Genomic DNA, 22,895 nt, shown 5'->3' with positions numbered 1-22,895 from the left:
CCCTCCAGGTCGTTTATCCATGATGGCCCGTAGCCCCGGATTTTCCAGCCCGGGCCACCTGCGGCGCGTTTCAGAAGGCCTCAGAGCAGCACCACATCGTATTGTTCCTGCGAATACATCGACTCCACCTGGAAACGAATGGTTCGGCCGATAAAGGCTTCCAGCTCCGCGACGTTACCGGATTCTTCATCCAGCAACCGATCGACCACCTTCTGGTTGGCCAGCACGCGGTAGCCTTCGGCCTGGTAGGCACGGGCCTCGCGCAGGATCTCGCGGAAGATTTCGTAACAGATGGTCTCGGGGGTTTTCAGCTTGCCACGGCCCTGACAGGCCAGGCAGGGCTCGCACAGCACCTGTTCCAGGCTTTCGCGTGTGCGCTTGCGGGTCATCTGAACCAGGCCCAGCTCGGTGATGCCGATGATGTTGGTCTTGGCGTGATCGCGCTCCAGCTGCTTTTCCAGAGTACGCAGCACCTGGCGCTGGTGCTCCTCGTCTTCCATGTCGATGAAGTCGATGATGATGATGCCGCCGATGTTGCGCAGGCGCAGTTGCCGGGCGATCGCGGTGGCGGCCTCGAGGTTGGTCTTGAAGATGGTCTCTTCAAGGTTGCGATGGCCGACGAAGGCGCCGGTGTTCACATCGATGGTGGTCATCGCTTCAGCCGGGTCGACCACCAGGTAGCCACCGGACTTCAGCGGCACCTTGCGCTCCAGTGCACGCTGGATCTCGTCCTCGACGCCATACAGGTCGAAAATCGGCCGTTCGCCCGGGTAATGTTCGAGGCGGTCGGCGATTTCCGGCATCAGTTCGCCAACGAACTGCGTGGTCTTCTGGAAGGTTTCCCGCGAGTCGATGCGGATCTTCTCGATCTTCGGGTTGACCAGGTCACGCAAGGTACGCAGGGCCAGGCCCAGGTCCTCGTAGATGACCGTGGGCGCACCGCAGGTCTTGATCTGGGTGCCGATCTGCTCCCACAGGCGGCGCAGGTAGCGAATGTCCTGCAGAATCTCTTCAGCGCGTGCGCCTTCGGCGGCGGTGCGCAGGATGAAGCCACCGGCGTCCTTGATGTTCTCGCTTTCCATGCAGTCGCTGACTACCTGCTTGAGGCGCTCGCGCTCGGCTTCGTCTTCGATCTTCAGGGAAATGCCGACATGGCTGCTGCGCGGCATGTACACCAGGTAGCGCGACGGGATCGACAGCTGGGTGGTCAGGCGCGCGCCCTTGGTGCCGATCGGGTCCTTGGTCACCTGCACCACCAGGGCCTGGCCCTCGTGCACCAGGGCGGTGATGTTCTCTACCGCCGAGCCTTCGCGCTGGGATATCTCCGAGGCATGGATGAATGCCGCGCGCTCCAGGCCGATGTCGACAAAGGCCGCCTGCATGCCCGGCAGCACGCGCACCACCTTGCCTTTGTAGATATTGCCGACGATGCCCCGGCGCTGGGTGCGCTCGACATGTACTTCCTGCAGCACCCCGTTTTCCACCACCGCCACGCGCGACTCCATCGGGGTGATGTTGATCAGGATCTCTTCACTCATGGCAGGCTCTCGTCAAAGGTCTTGGGTAATGATGGATGGCGTATGCAGTGCTGGCTACCGCTGGTTTGTTACCTCTGGCGTATGCGCAAGCGATTGCCAGCAGGCAATGCCGAACTGGCCAAGCAATTCGGCCGTTTCACAGAGGGGCAAGCCGACCACCGCCGAGTAGCTGCCGGAAAGACCGGTGACAAACACTGCGCCCAAACCCTGGATGGCATAGCCGCCGGCCTTGTCCACCGGTTCGCCGCTGGCCCAGTAGCGTTGCGCTTCGTCGGCGCTGATCGCACGGAAGCGCACCTTGCTGGTGACGCACAGGCTGAGCACGCGCTGGCCGTCGCTCAGGGCGACCGCGGTCAGGACCTGGTGCTCGCGGCCCGACAGGCCGGCCAGCATTGCCAGGGCACCTTCGCGGTTTTCCGGTTTGCCGAGAATACGACCATCGAGGACCACGGCAGTGTCTGCACCAAGCACCACAGCCGGGCCTTCGAGGCAGGCCAGGCCAGCGGCAGCCTTGGCCCGGGCCAGGCGCTCGACGTAGGCCGGTGCGCTTTCATCGGGCAGTGGGGTTTCATCGATGGGGGCACTGACGACGCTGAACGGCACACCGATCTGGGTCAGCAGTTCACGACGACGGGGCGAGCCGGAGGCCAGGTATAGCGGGTTCATGCAGACATCTCCCTGTCAGTCGCGGCAGCGCCGTCAGTTGATATGCAAGCGTCGGCGCAGGTCGCGCAGGGCGAAGCTGATCCACGGCCAGAGCAAGGCACTGATCACCGCCGACCAGACCAGCGCCAGGGTGGGCAGACGGTTGCCGGTCAGCGCGCTGAGCCACAGCTGGATCAGCTGGGCAATGCCGAAGATCACCAGGATCACCAGGCTCTGCTGCCACATGGGGAACATGCGCAGGCGCTGCTGCAACGACAGCACCAGGAAGGTGATGAGGGTGAGGATCAGCGCGTTCTGCCCCAGCAGGGTGCCGTACAGCACATCCTCGGCCAGGCCCAGCACGAACGCGGTGGTCATGCCGACCTTGTTCGGGACGGCGAGGGTCCAGAACGACACCAGCAAGGCCAGCCACATGGGCCGGAACACTTCCATGAACTGCGGCATGGGCGAGACGCTGAGCAGCAGGCCGATGGCGAAAGTCAGCCAGATGACCCAGCCGTTGTTGCGGCGTGATGCAGCCATCATTGCCTCCGGGTGTGAGCGGGTGCGGCAGGCGCGGTAGCCGGCGTGGCAGGTGCCGCCGCCGGAGCTGCAGGCTGAGCAGCCGGGGCTGTCGGGGCCGCTGATGTGGCCGGCGCGGCAGGGGCGCTGCCAGCTGGTGCGCCCTGCTCACCCGTCGTGGCCGGCTGGCCTGCGGCCGAGGTGCCCTTGCGGTCAGCCTCTTCCTGGGCAATGGCGGCATCGGTGGCGCGCTGTTCCGGGCTGCGTCGGTCGCTGAACACCAGCAGCATGTAGCGGCTACGGTTGAGCGCGGCGGTGGGGATGGCACGAACGATGGCGAACGGCTGGCCGGAATCGTGGATCACTTCGTTGACCGTGGCCACCGGGTAGCCGGCCGGGAACCGTTGCCCCATGCCGGAACTGACCAGCAGGTCGCCTTCCTTGATGTCGGCGGTATCGGCCACATGGCGCAGCTCCAGGCGCTCCGGGTTGCCGGTGCCGCTGGCGATGGCGCGCAGGCCGTTGCGGTTGACCTGCACCGGGATGCTGTGGGTGGTATCGGTCAACAACAGTACCCGCGAGGTGTACGGCATCAGCTCGACCACCTGGCCCATGAGGCCACGGGCATCGAGCACCGGCTGGCCAAGGAACACGCCATCACGCTCGCCCTTGTTGATCAGGATGCGGTGAGTGAACGGGTTGGGGTCGACACCGATCAGCTCGGCCACTTCGACCTTTTCGTTGACCAGCGCCGAGGAGTTGAGCAGTTCGCGCAGGCGCACGTTCTGCTCGGTCAGGGCCGCCAGCTTCTGCAGGCGCCCCTGCAGCAGCAGGGCTTCGGTCTTGAGCTTTTCGTTCTCGGCGATCAGTTCCGTACGGCTGCCGAACTGGCCGGCCACACCTTGCCACGCACGCTGCGGCAGGTCGGTGATCCAGTACGACTCCATGAGTACCAGGCCCATCTGGCTGCGCACTGGTTTGAGCACGTCGAAGCGCGCGTCGACAACCATCAACGCGACCGACATCACCACCAGGACGAGCAGGCGAACGCCCAGCGAAGGGCCCTTGGAGAAAAGCGGTTTAATGGGCCGTTCCTCGTGGACGACTCAGGAGGTCATTGGACATGGGACAACGCACCAGCCTGGTTGCGGGTTGACGGATACGGCGCCACGAACGGGCGCCAGCCCAGCACATACAGGTAGCACTGTGCGTACTACCTGTAAACCGGGCGCTCGTGAACAGCGAGCGGAATCACTCGCTGGAGAGCAGGTCCATCGCGTGCTTGTCCATCATCTCCAGGGCGCGACCGCCGCCACGGGCGACACAGGTCAGCGGGTCTTCGGCGACGATCACCGGCAGGCCGGTTTCCTGGGCCAGCAGCTTGTCCAGGTCACGCAGCAGTGCGCCACCACCGGTCAGCACCAGGCCACGCTCGGCGATGTCCGAAGCCAGCTCGGGCGGCGATTGCTCCAGGGCACTCTTGACCGCCTGGACGATGGTCGCCAGGGACTCCTGCAGCGCTTCGAGCACTTCGTTGGAGTTCAGGGTGAAGGCACGCGGTACGCCCTCGGCCAGGTTGCGGCCGCGCACGTCGACTTCGCGTACTTCGCCGCCCGGGTAGGCGGTACCGATTTCCTGCTTGATGCGCTCGGCGGTGGACTCGCCGATCAGGCTGCCGTAGTTGCGGCGCACGTAGGTGACGATGGCTTCATCGAAGCGGTCGCCGCCAACGCGGACGGATTCGGCATAGACCACGCCGTTCAGGGAGATCAGTGCGATTTCAGTGGTACCACCACCGATATCGACGACCATCGAACCGCGGGCTTCTTCGACCGGCAGGCCGGCACCGATGGCGGCGGCCATCGGCTCTTCGATCAGGAACACTTCACGGGCACCGGCACCCAGCGCCGATTCGCGAATGGCGCGGCGCTCTACCTGGGTCGACTTGCACGGCACGCAGATCAGCACGCGCGGGCTCGGCTGCAGGAAGCTGTTCTCGTGAACCTTGTTGATAAAATATTGCAACATTTTTTCGCAAACGCTGAAGTCGGCGATGACGCCGTCCTTCATCGGACGAATGGCAGCAATGTTGCCAGGCGTACGGCCCAGCATGCGCTTGGCTTCGGTACCGACGGCGACGACGCTTTTCTGGTTGCCATGGGTACGGATGGCAACAACCGAGGGCTCATTCAGGACGATACCGCGCTCACGCACGTAAATAAGGGTGTTGGCAGTACCCAGGTCGATGGACAGATCGCTGGAAAACATGCCACGCAGTTTCTTGAACATGGGAAAGTGACCCTGGGGAAAGCGTGGGTAAAAAGTGCGGCAAACTCTAACAATGGCAGGGATTTTGGGCAAGGAGCCAATATGTTAAATTGGCTGTTTTTCCGAGCACGCCAGCAGAATTTCGCGGCCGTTAGACCGCCAGAAAGCTGACATGTTCCTCACTGCGGACCCGAATTCCGGTCTTTGTTTCCCCTGGAGATCCCCATGGCGCTTGAACGCTGCGACGTGGAAAAGATCGCCCATCTGGCCCGTCTGGGCCTGAATGATGGCGAACTGCCACGCATTACTGACGCACTGAACAGCATTCTCGGGCTGGTCGACCAGATGCAAGCGGTCGACACTACCGGCATCGAGCCACTGGCCCACCCCCTGGAGGCCAGCCAGCGCCTGCGTCCCGACCAGGTCACCGAGAGCAACCAGCGCGACGCCTACCAGGCCATCGCGCCGTCGACCGAAAGCGGTCTGTACCTGGTTCCCAAAGTCATCGAGTAAGGGATAGTGCCTGCCATGCATCAATTGACCCTGGCCGAGATCGCCCGCGGACTCGCCGACAAGTCGTTTTCCTCCGAAGAGCTGACCGGCGCCCTACTGGCGCGCATCAAGCAGCTCGACCCGCAGATCAACAGCTTCATCAGCGTCACCGACGACCTGGCCCTGGGCCAGGCGCGTGCCGCCGACGCCCGTCGCGCCGCTGGCGAAACCGGCGCGCTGCTGGGTGCCCCCATCGCCCACAAGGACCTGTTCTGCACCAACGGCATACGCACCAGCTGCGGCTCGAAGATGCTCGACAACTTCAAGGCGCCGTATGACGCCACCGTGGTTGCCAAGCTGGCTGAAGCCGGCATGGTCACCCTGGGCAAGACCAACATGGACGAATTCGCCATGGGTTCGGCCAACGAATCCAGCCATTACGGCGCGGTGAAGAACCCATGGAACCTTGAGCACGTCCCGGGCGGCTCGTCGGGCGGTTCGGCCGCGGCAGTGGCTGCACGCCTGCTGCCAGCCACCACCGGCACCGACACCGGCGGCTCCATCCGCCAACCGGCGGCACTGACCAACCTCACCGGCCTCAAGCCAACCTACGGCCGCGTGTCGCGCTGGGGCATGATCGCCTACGCCTCCAGCCTCGACCAGGGTGGCCCGCTGGCCCGTACCGCCGAGGACTGCGCCCTGCTGCTGCAAGGCATGGCTGGTTTCGACGCCAAGGACTCCACCAGCATCGAAGAACCGGTGCCGGACTACAGCGCCAACCTGAATGCTTCGCTGCAAGGCCTGCGCATCGGCCTGCCGAAGGAGTACTTCGGTGCCGGCCTCGACCCACGCATCGCCGACCTGGTCCAGGCCAGCGTCAAGGAGCTGGAAAAGCTCGGCGCGGTGGTCAAGGAAATCAGCCTGCCGAACATGCAGCACGCCATCCCGGCCTACTACGTGATCGCCCCCGCTGAAGCCTCGTCCAACCTGTCGCGTTTCGATGGCGTGCGCTTCGGCTACCGCTGCGAGAACCCGAAAGACCTGACCGACCTGTACAAGCGTTCGCGTGGCGAAGGCTTCGGTGTCGAAGTGCAGCGCCGCATCATGGTCGGCACCTACGCCCTGTCGGCCGGCTACTACGACGCCTACTACGTGAAGGCGCAGCAGATCCGCCGCCTGATCAAGAACGACTTCATGGCCGCCTTCAACGACGTCGACCTGATCCTCGGCCCGACCACGCCAAACCCGGCCTGGAAGCTCGGCGCCAAGAGCAGCGACCCGGTCGCCGCCTATCTGGAAGACGTCTACACCATCACCGCCAACCTGGCGGGCCTGCCGGGCCTGTCGATGCCGGCCGGCTTCGTCGATGGCCTGCCGGTCGGCGTGCAGCTGCTGGCGCCATACTTCCAGGAAGGCCGCCTGCTCAACGTCGCGCACCGCTACCAGCAAGTGACCGACTGGCACACCCGCGCCCCCAACGGCTTCTGAGGAATTCACACATGCAATGGGAAGTTGTGATCGGGCTGGAAATCCACACTCAGCTCGCCACCCAGTCGAAGATCTTCTCCGGCAGCGCCACCACCTTCGGTTCCGAGCCGAACACCCAGGCCAGCCTGGTTGACCTGGGCATGCCTGGCGTACTGCCAGTACTGAACCAGGAAGCCGTGCGCATGGCGTGCATGTTCGGCCTGGCCATCGATGCCGAGATCGGCAAGCGCAACGTGTTCGCGCGCAAGAACTACTTCTACCCGGACCTGCCAAAGGGCTACCAGATCAGCCAGATGGACTTGCCGATCGTCGGCAAGGGCCACCTCGACATCGCCCTGGAAGACGGCACCATCAAGCGCATCGGGGTAACCCGCGCGCACCTGGAAGAAGATGCCGGCAAGAGCCTGCACGAAGACTTCAGCGGCTCCACCGGCATCGACCTGAACCGTGCCGGCACCCCGCTGCTGGAAATCGTCTCCGAGCCCGACATGCGCAGCGCCAAGGAAGCCGTGGCCTACGTCAAGGCAATCCACGCGCTGGTGCGTTACCTGGGCATCTGCGACGGCAACATGGCCGAAGGCTCGCTGCGTTGCGACTGCAACGTGTCGATCCGCCCGAAAGGCCAGGCCGAGTTCGGCACCCGCTGCGAGATCAAGAACGTCAACTCGTTCCGCTTCATCGAACGCGCGATCAATAGCGAGATCCAGCGCCAGATCGACCTGATCGAGGACGGCGGCAAGGTGGTACAGGAAACCCGTCTGTACGACCCGAACAAGGACGAGACCCGCTCCATGCGCAGCAAGGAGGAAGCCAACGACTACCGTTACTTCCCCGACCCGGACCTGCTGCCGGTGGTGATCGAGGACAGCTTCCTCGAAACCGTCCGCGCCGGCTTGCCGGAACTGCCGACGCAGAAGGTCGAGCGCTTCCAGAACCAGTACGGCCTGTCGGCCTACGACGCCAACGTGCTGGCTTCCAGCCGCGAGCAGGCGGACTACTTCGAGGAAGTGGTGAAGATCGGTGGCGATGCCAAGCTGGCTGCCAACTGGGTCATGGTCGAGCTGGGTAGCCTGCTGAACAAGCTGGGCATCGAGATCGACCAGGCGCCGGTCAGCGCCGCACAGCTGGGCGGCATGCTGCTGCGTATCCGTGACAACACCATCAGCGGCAAGATCGCCAAGACCGTGTTCGAGGCCATGGCCGCCGGTGAAGGCGATGCCGACAGCATCATCGAAAGCAAGGGCCTGAAGCAGGTCACCGATACCGGTGCGATCGACAAGATGCTCGACGAAGTGCTGGCGGCCAACGCCGAGCAGGTCGAACAGTACCGCGCAGCCGACGAGGCCAAGCGTGGCAAGATGTTCGGCTTCTTCGTCGGCCAGGCGATGAAAGCCTCCAAAGGCAAAGCCAACCCGGGGCAAGTGAACCAATTGCTCAAGGCCAAGCTCGAAGGGTGACCTGAATATGCTGCGAGGGCTTTGCCCTCGTTCGCGGGCTTGCCCGCTCACACAGATACTGCGCCGCTTACACAGGCGGTGATATACCTGTGGGAGCGGGCAAGCCCGTGAATGGCTGCACTGGAGACCTCCTGACTTGCTAAAGCGATCCCTGAGCACCCTCGCCCTCTTCTCCCTGCTGGCCGGCTGCGCCAGCCAGGACATCGACCCCGACGGTTACGACAAGACCGGCACCGCCTCCTATTACGGCTCTCGCCACCACGGCAAACGCACCGCCAGCGGCGAACCGTTCAACCAGCACGGCCTCACCGCCGCTCACCGCAGCCTGCCCTTCGGCAGTCGGGTACGGGTGACCAACCTGGCCAACCAGCGCAGCGTCGTGGTGCGCATCAATGACCGTGGCCCACACACCCGCGGCCGCCTGATCGATCTTTCACGTGCCGCCGCAGAAAAAATCGGCATGATCCGTAGCGGAACCGCGCGCGTGCGAGTACAAGGGCTTAGCGACTGACGCGACAGGAGTCCGACCATTTTCGACCTGGCTACCCTTCCCACCTCCAGCCTCCTGCAACTGGGCATCGCCCTGCTGTTGCTGATCGGCGGTGCCGAACTGCTGGTACGCGCAGCCCTGCGCCTGGCCCAGCGCCTGCACGTACGCCCGCTGATCATCGGCCTGAGCCTGGTGGCCTTCGGCAGCACTGCCCCGCAAATGACCGTGAGCCTGCAGGCCGCCTACCAGGGCGCGCCGGACGTGGCGGTGGGCAGCGTTATCGGCAGCAACATATTCAACGTATTGGTCATTCTCGGCCTGGCCGCACTGATCATCCCGCTGCGCGTGTCGCGGCAACTGGTGCGCCTGGACATTCCACTGATGATCGTCGCCAGCGGCCTGGTCTACGCGTTATCCGCCAACGGCCACCTGGGCCGGGCCGAAGGGGTGTTGCTGCTGACCGGACTGGTCGGCTACCTGGCAATGCTTTGGCACCAGTCGCGCCACTACGCCCGCACCTACCCCGCACCGACCACCGTCACCAGCAGCGCCGGGCGCTTCTGGTCGGGCACGCTGCTGCAGGTGCTGGCCGGCCTGGGCCTGCTCAGCCTGGCAGGTCACTTGTTGCTGGAAGCCGCCGTGGAGGTGGCCACCGACCTGGGCCTGTCAGAGCGCATCATCGGCCTGACTGTCGTTGCCATTTGCACCTCCCTGCCGGAACTGGCCGCTGCGCTGATCGCCGCCCTGCGCGGTGAACGGGAAATCGCCGTGGGCACAGTGATCGGCAGCAACCTGTTCAATCTGCTGGCCGTGCTGGGCCTGACCGCGCTGGTCACTCCCGAGCCGCTGTCGATCTCGCCCAACGCCTTGGCCTTCGATCTGCCGGTAATGCTGGGTGTTGCTGCGCTGAGCCTGCCGGTGTTCTATTCCGGCTACCGCATCACTCGCGCCGAAGGCCTGGTGTTCCTCTGCCTGTACCTGGCCTATGGGCTGCACGTGGCGGCGTTTACCATGGGCATGCCACTGGCCGGCCGCCTGGAGCGGTTGATGCTGTTCTACGTACTGCCGGTGCTCGCCATGGTGTTGCTGTACACCACCGCACGAGCCTGGCGCCGCCAACACTAAGGAAAACAACATGGCTGATAGCAAGAAAACCGGCGAACAGATTCGGCGCCAGGTGATGGGCGATGCATTCGTCGACCGCGCCCTGGGCAATGCCACCGACTTTACCCAGCCGCTGCAGGACTTCGTCAACGAACATGCCTGGGGCAGCGTGTGGGCCCGCGACGGGCTGCCGTTGAAAACCCGCAGCCTGATTACCCTGGCCACGCTCACGGCACTCAAGTGCCCGCAGGAGCTCAAGGGACATGTGCGCGGGGCGTTGAACAATGGCTGCACGGTGGAGGAAATTCGCGAAGCGCTGCTGCATTGCGCGGTGTATGCGGGGGTGCCCGCGGCGATTGATGCGTTCCGTGCGGCACAGGAAGTGATCGACAGTTACCAATAGGTAGCCTGTACCGGCCTCTTCGCGGACACGCCAGCTCCTACAGAGACCCTAAAGGCTCTGAGACCTGTGCAGTATCTGTGGGAGCGGGCGTGCCCGCGAAGAGGCCGATACTGTGTTACTTACCTGGCCTGGCGAGCCTTCTTCATCTTGAAGGCCACCCACAGCACCAGGATCCACCCCGGAATCAGCATTACCGAGATGCGAATCGGCGGGGTCAGGTACATCACCACCAGGATCAGCACGATGAACGCCAGGCACAGGTAGTTGGTTACCGGGTGCCCCCAGCTTTTGTAGAACGGGGTAATCCCGGCCGCCAGCTTGGCCTTGCGGAACTTCAGGTGGGTGATGCTGATGCTCGCCCAGTTGATCACCAGCGCCGACACCGCCAGGGCCATCAGCAGACCAAAGGCTTCACCCGGCATCAGGTAGTTGATCAGCACGCACAGCCCGGTGGCAAAAGCCGACACACCCAGCGCGGTCAGCGGCACGCCGCTACGGCTTACCTTCAGCAACTGACGCGGAGCGTCGCCCTGGCTGGCCAGGCCGAACAGCATGCGGCTGTTGGCGTACACACAGCTGTTGTACACCGACAGTGCGGCCGTCAGCACCACGATATTGAGGATGGTCGCCACCAGGTCACTGTCCAGTTCATGGAAGATCATCACGAACGGGCTGCCACCCTGCACCACCTTCTGCCATGGGTACAGCGACAGCAGCACCGCCAGGGCACCGATATAGAAAATGAGGATACGGTACACCACCTGGTTGGTGGCCTTTGGGATGCTCTGACGCGGGTTGTCGGCCTCGGCGGCGGTGATACCCACCAGCTCCAGGCCACCAAACGAGAACATGATCACTGCCAGTGCCATCACCAAGCCGGTGACGCCGTTGGGGAAAAAGCCGCCGTACTGCCAGAGGTTGGCCACGCTGGCGTCCGGGCCGCCATGGCCGCTGGTCAGCAGCCAGGCGCCGAAGCCGATCATGCTGACGATGGCCACCACCTTGACCAGGGCGAACCAGAACTCCATCTCGCCGTAGACCTTAACCTGGGTGAGGTTGATCAGGTTGATCACCACGAAGAAGATCGCCGCCGTGGCCCAGGTGGGGAAGCCGGGCCACCAGTACTGCACGTAGATGCCCACCGCGGTAAGCTCGGCCATGCCGACCAGTACGTACACCACCCAGTAGTTCCAGCCCGAAACAAACCCGGCAAACTCGCTCCAGTACTGGTGGGCGAAGTGGCTGAAGCTGCCGGCCACGGGCTCTTCAACAACCATTTCACCGAGCTGGCGCATGATCAGGAAGGCCATCAGGCCGGCAATGGCGTAGCCCAGCAGGACGGAGGGGCCCGCCAGCTGGATGGTCTGGGCAATGCCCAGGAACAACCCGGTACCGATGGCCCCGCCCAGCGCGATCAGCTGGATATGGCGATTCTTCAGCCCGCGCTGTAACCGCTCGGGCGTGCTCTGGTCTTGCATGAAGTGTCCTTTAGCTCAGTGAGGCTGTGTTTTTGTGTTGTTTGCAGTCAAGGATCTAGATCCATCCGCCCCACTGCAAGATGAAAATACCAATGTTGGTGGTGATCGCCGCCATTAGCGTGGTAATCACGATGATCGATGCAGCCAGCTCATGGTTGCCGTTCGCCGCCCGCGCCATGACGTAGCTGGCAGCTGCAGTCGGGCTGCCGATGTACAGGAACAGGATGCCCAGCTCGGCGCCGCGGAAGCCGCATAGCCAGGCTCCGAGGGTACCCAGCAGCGGTAGCCAGACCATCTTCACCAGGCTGGCGTCGATGGCCAGCCTGCCACTGTCGCGCAGTGCCGCCATCGACAGCGTGCCACCGATGCAGATCAGCGCCAGCGGCAGGGTCATCTGCGCCAGGTAGTCGCCCGAGGTCAGCAGCCAGTTGGGCAACGGCACCTGGCCGTAGGCCATGGGCGTGGCCACCAGCACACTGATGATCAGCGGGTTGCTGAAGATGCTCTTGCAGATGCTCCACGGGTCGGATTTCAGGTCCGGGCTGTAAACCGCCAGCACCACTGCCGACAACGAGTTGTACATGAGGATGACCAGGCCGGCGAGTACCGCCCCCAGGGAGATGCCGTAGTCGCCGTAGAGACTGGCGGCCAGGGCCAAGCCGATCACGCCGTTGTTCCCACGGAATGCGCCCTGGGTATAGATGCCCCGGTCGGCCAGCGGGCTGCGCCAGATGGCCATGCCCCAGGCAATGGCGAAGCCGGCCAGGGTGGCGACGATGAAATAGAGAAGGACGCCGGGTTTGACCGCCGTGGCCAGGTCGGCGTGATAGATGCCGAGGAACAGCAACGCCGGCATGCACACGTTGAACACCAGTTGCGAGGCTACGCGGTTGAAATTGTCGTCGATCAGGCGGATACGCTTGAGCAGCACGCCCATGAACAGCATGGCGAAGACCGGGGCCGTGATGTTCAACGTCTGGATAAGAAGGGCGAGCATGCGCAAGCGATCCTGGAAGGGTTGCCGTTAGGGGGCTAATGATACGCCAACGGCCGGGACTTGCGGGGATCGTGGGGTGTTACAGAGAAATTTCTGTCAGTACCGGCCTCTTCGCGGGCTTGCCCGCTCCCACAGGTACTCCACAAGCCTCAAGACCTGTGCAGTACCTGTGGGAGCGGGCAAGCCCGCGAAGAGGCCGGTACAAGCCCTGCAGGAATCAGCGCCGGACCGGGCGCTTCTGCAGTTTGCGCTGCAAGGTCCGCCGGTGCATGCCCAGCGCCCGCGCGGTGGCCGAGATATTGCCCTCGTGCTCGTTCAGTACGCGCTGGATATGCTCCCACTGCAGGCGGTCGACCGACATCGGGTTTTCCGGCACCAGGCTGTCCAGGTCGGTATGCTCTGACAGCAACGCAGCCAGCACATCATCGGCATCGGCCGGCTTGCACAGGTAGTTGCAGGCACCACGCTTGACCGCTTCCACCGCAGTGGCAATGCTCGAGTAACCGGTCAGGATCACCACGCGCATTTCCGGGTCCAGCTCCAGCAGCTTGGGCAGCAGCACCAGGCCGGAGTCGCCTTCCATCTTCAGGTCCAGTGTGGCGTAGTCCGGCAGGTCTTGCTGGGCCAGGATCAACCCTTCCTCGGCAGAGCTGGCGGTGCTGACGCGGAAACCGCGGCGGCTCATGGCCCGGGCCATGACCCGGGTGAAGGTGGCATCGTCATCCACCAGCAGCAGGTGCGGCAGCTCTTCGCCTTCGACCTGGTTTTCTTCGCTCATCATTCATCTCCTCGCTTGCCATAGGGCAGGCGCAGTTCGGTAAGGGTGCCACCCTGTTCATGACTATAGAGTTTCACCGAACCGCCCGCACGGGTCACGCTGGCCTTGCTCAAGAACAGGCCCAGGCCGAAGCCTTTGCCCTTGGTGGTAATGAAGGGTTTGCCGATGGCCTCGGCGATTGCCGGCGGTACGCCGGGGCCGTGGTCACGGATGCTGATGACGATGTCATGGGTGTCCCAGTCCAGGCGCACTTCAAGGTCGTCGGGGCAGGCATCGGCGGCATTGTTCAACAGGTTCAACAACGCTTGGGTCAGGTCCGGCGGCGGGGTCAGGCGCGGCACCTGGCCGTCGCGCAAGCGCTGGAAGCGGTAGCTGGCTTCCGGGCGCATCAGGTGCCAACGGTTGAGCGCCTCGTCCAGCCATGCCGTGACATCCTGCTCCACCACGGCCAGGCGGCGGTTGGCTTCGGCGGCGCGTACCAGCTGTTGCAGGGTTTCCTTGCACAGCTTCACCTGGTCCTGAAGGATCTGCAGGTCTTCCTGCAGCAACGGGTCGGCGTGGTCCTGGCGCATTTCGTTCAGCAGCACGCTCATGGTCGCCAACGGTGTGCCCAGCTCATGGGCGGCACCGGCGGCCTGGGTGGCCACGGCCAGCAGCTGCTCGTCGCGCAGGCTTTCTTCACGCCGCTCGGAACGCAGTTGCTCCTGGCGGCGCAGCTCTTCGGCCATGCGTGCGGCAAAGAAGGTGATCACCGCCGCGGCCAGGGCAATACTCAGCCACATGCCATACACCTGCATCTTGTCCCGCGCCATCGGCAGGCCTTCGAGCGGGTAGAACTGCACCAGCAGCAGGCTGTAGGCGGTCAGGGCAATGCCGGACAGGATCAGCGAATACAGCCACGGCAAGGTAACTGCGGCAATCGCCAGCGGCACCAGGTAATACGAAACGAACGGGTTGGTCGAGCCGCCGGAGTAGTACAGCAAGGCACTGTGGATCAGCAGGTCGCAGGCCAGTTGCAGGGCATATTCCAGCTCGGTGACAGGCAACGACAGGCGCAGGCGCAGGGCCGTGAAGGCGCACAGCAGCGAAGACAAGGCCAAGGTGCCGGCCAGCGACAGCCAGGGCAAAGGCAGCAGTTCGGTCCAGTAGGCGACGCCCACGGAGCCGGCCTGGGCAGCCAGGACCAGGACCCGAATGACGGTCAGGCGCCAGAGGTTCTGGCGAGTAGCAGACAGCGGTTGTACGGCGGCGAGCATGAGCTCTCCTGATGAGTGCTCCAGAAAAATCGGCTGGAGTATACCGAAGCCAGGCGCCTCGCTGCAGCGATGCGGCAAAGCGCCACACTTTGTCACAGGTTCATGATGGCACTTTTGAACCCACTACACTGTTGCCGGTCTGATGGGCCATGCGTGGAATGGATGGCCACAACCCACGCCTTATATTGCCAAGGAGTACCACATGCAAATCCCACGTCGCGGCACCGCCCTGATCCTGTCCTGCGGCCTGCTCGCCAGCCTGCCGGCGCTGGCTGCCGATGAGCCGCGCTACAATCAGGTCTCGCTGCGTGCCGAGGTCAGCAAGGAAGTGGCGCGCGACCTGATGGTCGTTACCCTGTACAGCGAAGCGCAGAACACCGACCCGGGCAAGCTCGCCAAGCAGATCACCGAAACCATGAACAAGGCCGTACAGCAGTCGCGCCAGGTCAAGGACGTGAAGATCAGCCAGGGTAGCCGCAACAGCTACCCGGTATATGACAGCAAGGGCCAGAAGATCACCGGCTGGCGCGAGCGCGCCGAGTTGCGCCTGGAAAGCGCCAACTTCCCTGCCCTGTCGCAGCTGACCGCCGACTTGCTGCAAGAGCTGAAGATGGGGGGCATGGACTTCTCTATCGCCCCGGCCACGCGCAAGGCCAGCGAGGATGCACTGCTCAAGGATGCGGTGGATGCCTTCAAGGCACGCGCGCAACTGGCTACCGAGGCACTGGGTGGCAAGGGCTACAAGGTGGTCAGCCTGAACCTCAACAGCAGCGGTTACCCGCGCCCTTACCTGCGCAGTGCGCCGATGGCGATGAAGGCAATGGGGGCTGATGAGTCGGCACCGGCGCCGGATATCGAGGCTGGGACCAGTGAAGTGAGCATGAATGCCGATGGCCTGATCGAAGTGCAGATGCCTTGAGTTCGCCGGGGGCGCATTGCGCCCCCATCGCCGGCAAGCCAGCTCCCACAGATACACCACAGGTTTCAGCCCTTGTGTTGTACCTGTGGGAGCTGGCTTGCCGGCGATGAGGTCAGTCGAAAAAGCGCAGATTCAGACATTTCCTACGCACCAATAAGGTGCTTCCTACGCCAACCCCGCCTCGAAATATCCCGCAAAAAGCCATCATTTTGCCTACGCAAACGTTTAACTTCTTCGAAAGTTATATCAATGCGACATCCATGTACGCTCGTACCACTTTTCTGGCGCCAACTATCCCTCCGCATATTGCATTGGGAACACCCCCTGCATAAGTATCCGCAGGTCGGCTCACGAGGCCACCTCAATCGAAAAATGACAACAATGAGGCCACCATGCTCAAACACGCAGTCATTCCGTTCCTGCTAGGCGCAGGCTTGCTCTCCGGCGCACCGTCGGCACTCGCAGCGTCCAACCTGGTGTTCTGCTCCGAAGGCAGCCCGGCCGGCTTCGACCCGGGCCAATACACCACAGGGACTGACTTTGACGCCTCGGCCGAGACCGTGTTCAACCGCTTGACCCAGTTCGAACGTGGCGGCACGGCAGTCATCCCGGGGCTGGCGACCAAGTGGGAAGTCTCCGACGACGGAAAGACCTACACCTTCCACCTGCGCGAAGGGGTCAAGTTCCACACCACCGACTACTTCAAGCCCACCCGCAACTTCAACGCCGACGACGTGCTGTTCACCTTCAACCGCATGCTCGACAAGGACCACCCGTTCCGCAAGGCCTACCCCACCGAGTTCCCATACTTCACCGACATGGGCATGGACAAGAACATCGCCAAGCTGGAGAAGCTCGACGAACATACCGTCAGGTTCACCCTCAACGAAGTCGACGCCGCATTCATTCAGAACCTGGCCATGAGCTTCGCCTCGATCCAGTCCGCCGAATACGCCGACCAGTTGCTCAAGGACGGCAAGGCCGCCGACATCAACCAGAAGCCGATCGGCACTGGCCCGTTCGTGTTCAGCAAGTACCAGAAGGACGCGCAGATCCGCTTCAAGGGCAACAAGGACTACTGGCAACCTGATGACGTGAAGATCGACAACCTGATCTTCGCCATTACCACCGACGCCTCTGTGCGCATGCAGAAGCTGAAGAAGAACGAGTGCCAGGTCACCCTGTTCCCGCGCCCTGCCGACATCCAGCCGCTGAAACAGGACCCCAAGCTGCAGATGCCGCAGCAAGCCGGTTTCAACCTCGGCTACATCGCCTACAACGTGATGGACAAGGTCAAGGGTAGCAACGAGCCCAACCCGCTGGCCCAGCTGAAAGTCCGCGAGGCGCTGGACATGGCCGTGGACAAGAAAAAGATCATCGAGTCGGTCTACCAGGGCGCCGGCCAACTGGCGGTCAACGCCATGCCCCCGACCCAGTGGTCCTATGACGACAGCATCAAGGACGCGCCATTCGACCCTGAAAAAGCCAAGCAACTGCTCAAGGAAGCCGGCATCAAGGAAGGCACCGAAATCACCCTGTGGGCGATGCCCGTGCAACGCCCGTACAACCCCAATGCCAAGCTGATGGCCGAGATGCTGCAATCCGACTGGGCCAAGGTCGGCATCAAGGCGAAGATCGTCAGCTATGAGTGGGGCGAGTACATCAAGCGCTCCAAAGGCGGCGAACAGGGCGCCATGCTGATCGGCTGGAGCGGTGACAACGGTGACCCGGACAACTGGCTGGGCACCCTGTACGGCTGCGACGCCATGAACGGCAACAACTTCTCCAAATGGTGCTACAAGCCCTACGACGACCTGATCAAGCAGGCCAAGGCCACCTCCGACCAGGCCAAGCGCACCGAGTTGTATCAGCAGGCACAGCACATCCTCAAGGAGCAGGTGCCGATCACCCCGATCGCCCACTCCACCGTGTACCAGCCCATGAGCGCCAAGGTGAAGGACTTCAAGATCAGCCCGTTCGCGCTGAACTCCTTCTACGGCGTCAGCGTGGACAAATAGGCTAGCCAAGGCACCCGCCGAGCGGCGGGTGCCCCGCCATCCTCATACCCGTTCATGTCGTCCCGCTGCCATCCGCAGCGGGGTCGGCGACCTGTTGCCGCCATTCGTACCCCGAGGCGGCGCAAACAGACGTAAAAGGACTTGCCATGCGCCATACCACCCGCCTTTGCGCCCTGCTGGCCCTGGGCCTGATCAGCCAATCGCCGGCCCTGCTGGCCAACAACCTGGTGTTCTGCTCCGAAGGTAGCCCCGCCGGCTTCGACACCGCCCAGTACACCAGCGCCACCGACAATGACGCCGCCGAACCGATCTACAACCGCCTGGTCGAGTTCGAACGCGGCGGCACTGCCGTGCACCCTGCCCTGGCGACCCGCTGGGAGGTGTCCGAAGATGGCCTGCGCTACACCTTCCACCTGCGCGAAGGGGTGAAGTTCCACAGCAACAAGGCCTTTGCACCGAGCCGCGACTTCAACGCCGACGACGTGCTGTTCACCTTCAACCGCATGCTCGACAAGAACCACCCGTTCCGCCAGGCCTACCCGACCGAGTTCCCCTATTTCATCAGCATGGGCCTGGACAAGAACATCGCCCGTGTCGAAAAGACCGGTCCACTGACCGTGGTGTTCACCCTGAACAAGGTCGATGCCGCGTTCATCCAGAACCTGGCCATGAGCTTCGCCTCGATCCTCTCTGCCGAATACGCCGAACAGTTGATAACCAGCGGGCGCCCCAGCGACATCAACCAGCAACCGATCGGCACCGGGCCGTTCGTGTTCCAGCGTTATCAGAAGGATTCGCAGATCCGCTACAAGGGCAACAAGGCCTATTGGTCACCGCAGGACGTGAAGATCGACAACCTGGTGTTCTCGATCAACATCGACCCTTCGGTGCGCATCCAGAAGCTGCGCCGCAACGAATGCCAGGTCACCCTGAACCCGCGCCCCGCAGACCTCCCGGCGCTCAAGGCCGACAGCAAACTGCAGGTGCTGCAACAGCCTGGCTTCAACCTCGGCTATATCGCCTACAACACTCAACACCCACCGTTCGACCGGTTGGAAGTGCGCCAGGCAATGGATATGGCAGTGAACAAGCAGGCGATCATCCAGGCTGTGTATCAGGATTCCGGCCAGCTGGCAGTCAACGCCATGCCGCCAACCCAGTGGTCCTATGACGACAGCATCAAGGACGCCCCCTTCGATCCGGAAAAGGCCAAACAGCTACTGCAGCAGGCCGGAGTCAAGCCGGGCACCGAGATCACCCTGTGGGCCATGCCGGTGCAGCGCCCGTACAACCCAAACGCCAAGCTGATGGCGGAAATGCTCCAGGCCGACTGGAGCAAGCTCGGCTTCAAGGTGCGCATTGTCAGCTATGAATGGGGCGAGTACCTCAAGCGCATGAAAAGCGGCGAGCACGATATCGCCCTGATTGGCTGGACCGGGGACAACGGCGACCCGGACAACTGGCTGGGCACCCTCTACAACTGCGATGCCATCGGCAGCAACAACTACTCGCTGTGGTGCGATCCGCAGTACGACAGCCTGGGTCAAGCAGGCCAAGCAGGTCACCGACCGCGCGCAGCGCACCGCCCTGTACCAGCAGGCCCAGCAGCGGCTCAAGCAGCAGGTGCCGATTACCCCGGTGGCACATTCAACGGTCAACCAACCGCTGAGCATCAAGGTTTCCGAATTCAAGGTCAGCCCTTTCGGGCGCAACGATTTTTCCGGTGTGAGTGTTGATTGAGCATTAGCCGGTACCGGCCTCTTCGCGGGTAAACCCGCTCCCACAGTGTTCTCCTCAGGTTCACGAAACCTGTGGGAGCGGGCGCGCCCGCGAAGAGGCCGGCACAGCCAACACAACGCCCCGATTCTGCCCGGTGACCCCGGGCAACCCTGGCAACACCGCAGCAAGAAGCCCGGCCCACAAGGCCAGGCAATAACTAGAAGAACAGAAAGGGAGCTTTAACCTTGAGACTATTCACCTTGACCGCACTGGCTTTATCCATCAGTGCCTTATCCACCGTGACCCAGGCCGACCCGCAAAGCCAGGAATACGTGCCCATCACACTAAAAGGCAGCAGCGAGCAGGAGCAGGCCAGCGGCTTCGTCGACGGCCAGAGCCTGTCCGGCAGCACCCGCAACTGGTATGCCCGCGAGCGCGCCACACGCGCCCCGCTGTGGAAGTACTACAAGAGCGACGGCACCCGCCACGACACCCACAGCCGCGAGAACTGGGTGCAGGGCACCATCCTCAACTACAGCTCCGGTTTCACCCAGGGCACCGTCGGCTTCGCCGTCGAAGCCGCCGGTTACAATGCCATCGCCCTGCTGCAGAACCGCGAGGACGTCGCCGGCCCCAACAACCGCACCCTGACCCACAGCGACGGCGACCCGGTCGGCCAGTGGAGCAAGATGGGCCTGGCCAACGTCAAGGCGCGGGTGTCCAACACCACCCTCACCGTCGGCCGCCAATCGGTGGACACGCCGATGATCGCTTACATCGGCAACCGCGCCCTGCCCTCGAGTTTCCAGGGCGCGTTCCTGCACAGTGCCGAATTCGACAACCTGAGCTTCGACCTGGGCACCTTCGACCGCGTCTCGCCACGTACCGAACAGAGCCTCAGCAAGTTCCGCACCGAGTACAGTGCCACTGGCGTGGAAACCGACCGCGCCAGCACCGCCGGCATCAACTACCAGCCGTTCAAGAGCCTGAGCACCAGCCTGTACGCCACCAAGGTCGACGACTTCTGGAACCAGTACTACTTCGGCGCCAACCACGTGCTCGGCGACAGCGCAGTGCTCAGCCTGAGCACCGGCCTGAACTACTACAAGACCGTCGACGCCGGCAGCAAGAAGATGGGCGAGATCGACAACGACACCTACAGCCTGTCGTTCGGCCTGACCCACCAGGCCCACACCCTCAGCGCCTCCTGGCAGCAGGTCAACGGCAACGAATACTTCGACTACCTGCACGAAACCAACGGCATCTACCTGGCCAACTCGCTGCTGTCGGACTTCAACGGCCCCAACGAGAAATCGCTGCAGATTTCCTACGTGCTGAACATGGCGCCGTACGGCGTGCCGGGCCTGAAGTTCAACCTGTACAACGCCCGCGGCTGGGGCATCGATGGTACCCATTACCGCGGTACCGCCTACGACGTGAACGGCCTGGATGGCGAAACCCACTACGAGTGGGGCTTCGGCACCAGCTACGCGGTACAGAGCGGGCCATTGAAAGACACCAGCATCCGTGCCACCTACACCGCGCACCGCGCCAGCAAGGCCCAGGGCGATGGCAGCCTGGATGAGTTCCGGGTGGTTACCACCATTCCATTCAACATTCTCTGACCGCCGGCGCCACGGCCTGCTTCGCTGCGGGCCGTGGCGGCTACGCTGGAATCAATGCAAGCAGGGAGTTTCAACCCATGCAGAGAGCTTTCATGAAATCGCGGCCACTGCGCCTGGCCCTGGCCGCACTGCTTCTGGGCGGTGCCACGCAACTGGCGGCCAAACCATTGGTGGTGTGCACCGAAGCCAGCCCGGAAGGGTTCGACATCGTCCAGTACACCACTGCGGTCACCGCCGATGCCTCGGCCGAGACGGTGTTCAATCGCCTGGTCGACTTCAAGCCCGGTACCACCGAAGTCCAGCCGGCCCTGGCCGAGCGTTGGGACATTTCAGCCGATGGCCTGACCTACACCTTCCATCTGCGCCAGGGCGTGAAGTTCCACACTACCGACTACTTCAAGCCGACCCGCGACTTCAACGCCGATGACGTCCTGTGGAGCCTCAATCGCCAGCTCGATCCGAACCATCCATGGCATGACAAGACCAGCGTCGGATACCCGTACTTCGAGAGCATGGGCTTCAAGGACCTGCTCAAGTCGGTCAGCAAGGCCGACCAGCACACCGTGGTGATTACCCTTACCCGACCGGAAGCGCCGTTCCTGCGCGACATGGCCATGGGCTTCACCTCGATCTACTCCGCCGAATACGGCGACCAGTTGCTCAAGGCTGGCAAGGCTGCCGAGTTGAACAGCAAGCCGATCGGCACCGGCCCGTTCATCTTCCAGCGTTACAACAAGGATGCCCAGGTTCGCTTCAAGCCCAACCCGGACTATTTCCGCGGCAAGCCACCGGCCGATGCGCTGGTCTTCGCCATCGCTACCGACAGCAATGTGCGCCTGCAGAAACTGCGCGCCAACGAGTGCCAGGTAGCGCTCTATCCCAAGCCCGATGACGTGCCGTCGATCAAGCAGGACCCGAAACTCAAGGTCGAGGAGATCGAGGCCTTGGTCACCGGTTACATCTCGATGAACACCGAACACAAATACCTGAGCGACGTTCGCGTGCGCAAAGCCATCAACATGGCCTTCGACCGCCAGACCCATGTCGACCAGTTGTTCGGCAAAGGCAACGCATTGGTCGGCGTGAACCCGTACCCGCCGACCATGATTGGCTACAACAACGAGAACAGAAACCCACCCCGCGACCTGGCCAAGGCGCGCGATCTGCTCAAGCAGGCGGGCGTGCCCGAAGGTACGGTAATCACCCTGTTCACGCGCAACGGCGGCGGCCCGACCAACCCCAACCCGCGCTTGTCTGCCGAGATGCTGCAGGCTGACCTCAAGCAGATCGGACTGAAGCTGGACATCCGCGTGATGGAGTGGGCCGAAATGCTGCGCCGGGCCAAGAAGGGCGAGGCCGACCTGGTGTCCACCGGCTGGGCCGGCGACAACGGCGACCCGGACAATTTCCTCAGCCCGCTGCTCAGTTGCGATGCCGCCAAAAGCGGTGAGAACTATGCACGCTGGTGCAACCCCAAGTTCCAGGAGCTGATCAGCCGCGCCCGCGAAGTGATCGACAACGACGAGCGTGCAAGGCTCTATAACGAGGCATTGAAAGTGTACGATGACGAACAACCCTGGATCAGCATGGCCCATCCGAAGATGTTCACCGCCATGCGTGACAACGTGGAGGGCTACGTGATCAACCCTCTGACCAACAACAACTTCGCCACCACCAAGGTGAAGTAGAACAACAACG

The 22,895-nt window shown here is 62.9% G+C and carries 19 protein-coding genes and 1 pseudogene; 11 read left to right on the top strand and 9 right to left on the bottom strand.

Going from position 1 to position 22,895, the window contains the following annotated elements:
* Positions 1–80: 80 nt before the first annotated feature.
* The 5 genes from rng to mreB form a co-directional block, all read right to left on the bottom strand.
* Complete coding sequence (gene rng, locus AC2T3R_RS04675) at positions 81–1,538, bottom strand: ribonuclease G (protein ID WP_013971067.1); 1,458 nt, start codon at positions 1,536–1,538, stop codon at positions 81–83.
* Positions 1,539–1,592: 54 nt separating this feature from the next.
* Positions 1,593–2,204 (bottom strand): Maf family protein, encoded by a 612-nt coding sequence (locus AC2T3R_RS04670; protein ID WP_486744707.1) that lies wholly within the window; start codon positions 2,202–2,204, stop codon positions 1,593–1,595.
* Between the two features lie 33 nt (positions 2,205–2,237).
* A complete protein-coding gene (gene mreD / locus AC2T3R_RS04665) occupies positions 2,238–2,726 on the bottom strand; it encodes a rod shape-determining protein MreD (protein ID WP_015269051.1) in 489 nt (162 codons plus the stop codon).
* Positions 2,726–3,730, bottom strand: coding sequence for a rod shape-determining protein MreC (gene mreC / locus AC2T3R_RS04660; RefSeq protein ID WP_486744706.1), 1,005 nt, complete (start codon positions 3,728–3,730; stop codon positions 2,726–2,728). Before mreC ends, mreD begins: the two co-directional genes overlap by 1 nt.
* Before the next feature lie 226 nt (positions 3,731–3,956).
* Positions 3,957–4,994, bottom strand: a complete 1,038-nt coding sequence (mreB, locus tag AC2T3R_RS04655; RefSeq protein ID WP_003255163.1) for a rod shape-determining protein MreB — start codon at positions 4,992–4,994, stop codon at positions 3,957–3,959.
* A gap of 204 nt (positions 4,995–5,198) precedes the next feature.
* Between mreB and gatC the strand changes: the two genes are divergently transcribed.
* The 6 genes from gatC to AC2T3R_RS04625 all read left to right on the top strand — a co-directional run bounded on the left by gatC (position 5,199) and on the right by AC2T3R_RS04625 (position 10,407).
* Complete coding sequence (gatC, locus tag AC2T3R_RS04650; RefSeq protein WP_003255165.1) at positions 5,199–5,486, top strand: Asp-tRNA(Asn)/Glu-tRNA(Gln) amidotransferase subunit GatC; 288 nt, start codon at positions 5,199–5,201, stop codon at positions 5,484–5,486.
* A gap of 15 nt (positions 5,487–5,501) precedes the next feature.
* Positions 5,502–6,953, top strand: a complete 1,452-nt coding sequence (gene gatA, locus AC2T3R_RS04645; protein WP_410951384.1) for an Asp-tRNA(Asn)/Glu-tRNA(Gln) amidotransferase subunit GatA — start codon at positions 5,502–5,504, stop codon at positions 6,951–6,953.
* Positions 6,954–6,964: 11 nt separating this feature from the next.
* Positions 6,965–8,410, top strand: a complete 1,446-nt coding sequence (gatB, locus tag AC2T3R_RS04640; RefSeq protein WP_013971062.1) for an Asp-tRNA(Asn)/Glu-tRNA(Gln) amidotransferase subunit GatB — start codon at positions 6,965–6,967, stop codon at positions 8,408–8,410.
* Between the two features lie 136 nt (positions 8,411–8,546).
* Positions 8,547–8,921: a septal ring lytic transglycosylase RlpA family protein gene (locus tag AC2T3R_RS04635; RefSeq protein ID WP_038408756.1), complete on the top strand. Its 375-nt coding sequence runs from the start codon at positions 8,547–8,549 to the stop codon at positions 8,919–8,921.
* 60 nt (positions 8,922–8,981) lie between these two features.
* A complete protein-coding gene (locus AC2T3R_RS04630; protein ID WP_038408754.1) occupies positions 8,982–10,025 on the top strand; it encodes a calcium/sodium antiporter in 1,044 nt (347 codons plus the stop codon).
* Positions 10,026–10,035: 10 nt separating this feature from the next.
* Complete coding sequence (locus AC2T3R_RS04625) at positions 10,036–10,407, top strand: carboxymuconolactone decarboxylase family protein (protein WP_046615782.1); 372 nt, start codon at positions 10,036–10,038, stop codon at positions 10,405–10,407.
* Positions 10,408–10,526: 119 nt separating this feature from the next.
* Here AC2T3R_RS04625 and AC2T3R_RS04620 read toward each other — a convergent pair whose 3' ends face one another.
* From AC2T3R_RS04620 to AC2T3R_RS04605, 4 genes are all read right to left on the bottom strand, one after another.
* Complete coding sequence (locus AC2T3R_RS04620) at positions 10,527–11,885, bottom strand: amino acid permease (RefSeq protein ID WP_013971058.1); 1,359 nt, start codon at positions 11,883–11,885, stop codon at positions 10,527–10,529.
* Between the two features lie 55 nt (positions 11,886–11,940).
* Entirely contained in the window at positions 11,941–12,882 is a 942-nt protein-coding gene (locus AC2T3R_RS04615) for an AEC family transporter (RefSeq protein WP_015269046.1), read from the bottom strand.
* 217 nt (positions 12,883–13,099) lie between these two features.
* Positions 13,100–13,660: a response regulator transcription factor gene (locus AC2T3R_RS04610; RefSeq protein WP_015269045.1), complete on the bottom strand. Its 561-nt coding sequence runs from the start codon at positions 13,658–13,660 to the stop codon at positions 13,100–13,102.
* On the bottom strand, positions 13,660–14,916 hold the full coding sequence (locus tag AC2T3R_RS04605) for an ATP-binding protein (protein ID WP_003257889.1): 1,257 nt from the start codon (positions 14,914–14,916) through the stop codon (positions 13,660–13,662). Before AC2T3R_RS04605 ends, AC2T3R_RS04610 begins: the two co-directional genes overlap by 1 nt.
* Before the next feature lie 202 nt (positions 14,917–15,118).
* On the opposite strand from AC2T3R_RS04605, the gene AC2T3R_RS04600 reads away from it, so the two are divergent.
* The 5 genes and pseudogenes from AC2T3R_RS04600 (at position 15,119) to AC2T3R_RS04580 (ending at position 22,885) form a co-directional block, all read left to right on the top strand.
* Positions 15,119–15,835 carry an SIMPL domain-containing protein gene (locus AC2T3R_RS04600; RefSeq protein ID WP_015269044.1) on the top strand — a complete coding sequence of 239 codons (717 nt, stop codon included), beginning with the start codon at positions 15,119–15,121 and terminating at the stop codon, positions 15,833–15,835.
* A 392-nt stretch (positions 15,836–16,227) separates the two neighbouring features.
* Positions 16,228–17,853 carry an ABC transporter substrate-binding protein gene (locus tag AC2T3R_RS04595; RefSeq protein WP_013971054.1) on the top strand — a complete coding sequence of 542 codons (1,626 nt, stop codon included), beginning with the start codon at positions 16,228–16,230 and terminating at the stop codon, positions 17,851–17,853.
* A gap of 146 nt (positions 17,854–17,999) precedes the next feature.
* A pseudogene (locus tag AC2T3R_RS04590) lies at positions 18,000–19,593 on the top strand (ABC transporter substrate-binding protein).
* A gap of 224 nt (positions 19,594–19,817) precedes the next feature.
* On the top strand, positions 19,818–21,197 hold the full coding sequence (locus AC2T3R_RS04585) for an OprD family porin (protein ID WP_061551942.1): 1,380 nt from the start codon (positions 19,818–19,820) through the stop codon (positions 21,195–21,197).
* A gap of 77 nt (positions 21,198–21,274) precedes the next feature.
* Positions 21,275–22,885 (top strand): ABC transporter substrate-binding protein, encoded by a 1,611-nt coding sequence (locus AC2T3R_RS04580; protein ID WP_486744705.1) that lies wholly within the window; start codon positions 21,275–21,277, stop codon positions 22,883–22,885.
* The last annotated feature ends 10 nt before the right edge of the window (positions 22,886–22,895 follow it).

It is taken from the genome of Pseudomonas sp. PVC-5-1, assembly GCF_057444345.1.
The sequence above is the reverse complement of the archived record's forward strand: the minus strand, read 5'-3'. Positions and strand labels throughout refer to the sequence as shown.